Origin of the sequence: Ilumatobacter sp. (assembly GCF_041688325.1) — a bacterium.
Taxonomy (GTDB): Bacteria; Actinomycetota; Acidimicrobiia; order Acidimicrobiales; family Ilumatobacteraceae; genus Ilumatobacter_A.
In genome coordinates this window covers 1-3,062 of sequence record NZ_JBDNIJ010000252.1, presented here as the reverse complement: position 1 = coordinate 3,062, position 3,062 = coordinate 1, and the positions used below count along the sequence as shown (strand labels likewise).

The 3,062-nt window shown below is 62.1% G+C and carries 5 protein-coding genes; 4 read left to right on the top strand and 1 reads right to left on the bottom strand.

The features are described 5' to 3' along the window. Positions 1-191: hypothetical protein (locus tag ACH2EI_RS14085; protein ID WP_395160501.1), on the top strand; the 191-nt coding region annotated here is incomplete at its 5' end. 37 nt (positions 192-228) lie between these two features. Next, a complete protein-coding gene (locus ACH2EI_RS14080) occupies positions 229-1,095 on the top strand; it encodes a hypothetical protein (protein ID WP_395160499.1) in 867 nt (288 codons plus the stop codon). Positions 1,096-1,101: 6 nt separating this feature from the next. Here the strand turns inward: ACH2EI_RS14080 and ACH2EI_RS14075 are convergent, their stop codons facing one another. Then, positions 1,102-1,905, bottom strand: coding sequence for an SDR family NAD(P)-dependent oxidoreductase (locus ACH2EI_RS14075; RefSeq protein ID WP_395160497.1), 804 nt, complete (start codon positions 1,903-1,905; stop codon positions 1,102-1,104). A 199-nt stretch (positions 1,906-2,104) separates the two neighbouring features. Here ACH2EI_RS14075 and ACH2EI_RS14070 point away from each other — a divergent pair, with 199 nt between their 5' ends. Continuing rightward, complete coding sequence (locus ACH2EI_RS14070; protein WP_395160495.1) at positions 2,105-2,320, top strand: hypothetical protein; 216 nt, start codon at positions 2,105-2,107, stop codon at positions 2,318-2,320. Positions 2,321-2,384: 64 nt separating this feature from the next. Beyond that, the coding region (locus tag ACH2EI_RS14065; protein WP_395160493.1) for an alpha/beta fold hydrolase at positions 2,385-3,062 on the top strand (678 nt) is incomplete at its 3' end.

Here is a 3,062-nt window from a genome sequence, read left to right as displayed (position 1 = left end):
CGGTCGATAGAGCCATTGGAAGCGCCGCAGGTGCTGGACCAGTCATGGTGCCGCTTGCGCCACACCCAGCCGTCAGAACGACGAGGGCAATCCACAGACGACGCATCATCCCCATTGAATCGCGAGACGCGCCAGCATTCACGTCACCGAACCACGAATTTGGCCAGAAGTACGACACGTTCCGGCTGTAACCACCGCACAATCGACAGGCAGTAGTTTCTGAAGCTGATGGATGACGCCCAGAAGAGCCGACTCGGGACCGAACCAATCGAACCACGAGAGGGTGAGCCGCTGCTGCTCGATCGCATCGACGCGCTCCGCGTTCTACGCGCTTCATCAGCCGAAGAAAAAGGTGCGCTTCTCGAAGAACTCGGTGGGCCAGGCAAGGTCGAACAGGACATCGTTAACGAATTGTCCAAGGTCAAGCCACTGTGGCGAACCCACGAGTTCCCGGAGGCGCACCGGATGGCGATGCGCAGTCTCGAAGTCCTCGACCGCAACGGCGCCCGACCCGTTCAGTTGCCGCGCCTGGGCCCCGTCAAGCCGATCGTCAAGTTGGTCGTGCAACTCATCACTCGCTGGATCGTCAAGGGATACAAGAACACCCTCGTCTCCCACATCCGCAAGCTCTACGAGCGCCGAGAGGCCAACTCGATCTGGGGGTCTGACGAGCACATCGAGTTGCGGCGAGCGCGTCTCGACGCAACGCGAGTCGAGCAAGGGTTGAAAGAGAACCCCATCGGCGTCTCGACGTTCCTCCTCGGCGGCGCATTCGTCAGCAGCGCAGCGAACGCGGTGACGAGCCACCTGGTGAGCAATGCCGTCGATAACGACGTCCTGCTCATCGTTATCGACGTGTTCTTCGCGCTCCTACTACTCGGACTGTCGTGGACTGTGCTCTACTCGGCAGCGGTTGCCAGGCGACGGATTCGCCTGACCACACAGCAACCAATCCAGGCCCTCTACGACGCGATCGGTGCTGCTGGCAATCCGCCGCGTGACCAGTCATACCACTTCGCCGCGATCGCGATCATCCTGCTTATTCTTAGCTGGGTGGTTGTTCACCCAATCGTCTGGGCAGTGTTTATCAACTGATCCAACTCAGCGGGCAGTCCACCCACCGTCGACGATGAGGCTCTGTCCGGTCAGGAACGTGCCGGCCGGACCGGCGAGGAGCAAGAGCGCTCCGTCGAGTTCATGGGCCTCGCCCATTCGCGGAATCGGCGTATTCGCCTTCACGAACCGCTGGCTCGCTTCGTCGGTGTCCATGCCCTCGGTCATCTCAGACGGGAACCAGCCGGGACAGAGCGCATTGACACGAATGCCCTTGCGGGCCCATTGCACTGCAAGCTCACGAGTCAGATTGACCACAGCGCCCTTACTTGCGCTGTAGTGCGACTGCTTCACGGGCGACGACGCAACATGGCCGAGCATCGACGCGACGTTGACGATTGCGCCGCCGCCTGACTCGATCATCGACGGTGCACTCAACTTCGCCAGATGCCACAGCGCCGTGACATTGATCTCCATCGCCCGCCGAAACACTTCGATGTCTTCGTCTTCGATCGCCACCTTGCCGCCGACGCCGGCGTTATTGACAAGCACGTCGACGCGACCGAACTGTTCGACCGACGAGCTCACGATGCGCTCGCGATCAGCTTCGATTCCCACGTCGGCCGCAACCACCAGTGCGCTCACTGCGCCGGGCCGTTGCTCATTTAACTCCCCGGCGAGCTGCTTGAGCCGTTCTGCCCGGCGAGCCCTGACGACCACGTTGGCACCGACTGCATGGATGACCCGGGTGAATCGATCGCCGAGCCCGGAAGATGCTCCCGTCACGATTGCGGTCAGCCCGTCGAGGCGGAAGAGATCGAGCGGGGTCGTCGGATCGTGCTGGTCAGCCATCTCCGCAAGATAGCGAGAACAAACGACACCGCTGTGATTGGGTCACACAACAGCGACATCGTCGTCATCGCTTCGTCATAACTCGTCAGAACTCGCCGCGCGATTGCGTGACGATTTGGCCGAACTGATGACAAATATGCAACTAAGTGCACGAGCAGGGCGTCCTCGGCATCAGGACCACTATGAAGGAGAAATGGAAATGAGCCGCCGCACCTGGATCGCCGCCATCAAACTGGCTGTCGTACTGTCCACGGTCGCCGCACTTGCCGCCATCACGATCGCATCGATCGGCAACGTGTCCGACACAAGGATCGTTGCAACCGTTGCCGTCGTGGCCTTCGCCGCAAGCTGGGTCCAGACCGGTCGAGTGCGGCGCAGCGAAGCAGCGCCAGTCAACATACTCTCGCACGGCTGACCTCGGCATTCGGGCTGGCGCTCGCAACTCTCCTGGCGTTGGCTGGCTGTGCCAGCATCGTCTGATGGAATCTTGTCGGCCGGTCGTCCTTGTCCACGGAGCCTGGCACGGTGCCTGGTGCTGGGCGACCTTTCAAGCCGAACTCGATCGTCGAGGCGTCGCCTCGCATGCAATCGATCTTCCCGGTCACGGCACATCGCTCGAACCGCTCGGTGGCTTGGACCATGACGCTGCACATCTCGCAGTAACCCTCGATCACCTCGGACTGACCGACGCCGTGCTCGTCGGCCACAGTTACGGCGGGGCGGTTATCACACAGGCAGCCGCAGGTCGTTCCGACCTGGCTCACCTCGTTTACGTCGCAGCGTTCGCACTCAATGCTGGCGAGTCTGTGATGGGTGCCCTGCGCTCGCTTGACCCACATGATGTCGACCTCGGCGCGGCGATGCAGTTCCATGGCGACGGCACCTCGACGCTCGACCCCGAGCTCGCCGCCGCTGCGCTGTACGGATCGTGCTCACCTGAGGCCGTTGCTGCAGCACTCCCCCGCCTGTCGCCACAACCCGGCGCGACCATGACCGAAGACGTCACGGGCACGCCTCGCGACACCATCACTTCGACCTACGTCCGTTGTCTGCAAGACCGTGCGGTCCACCCTGAACACCAAGCGGTGTTCGCGGCCAGGTGCACCACGCACGTCAACCTCGACACCGACCATTCGCCCTTCGTCAGCATGCCCGCT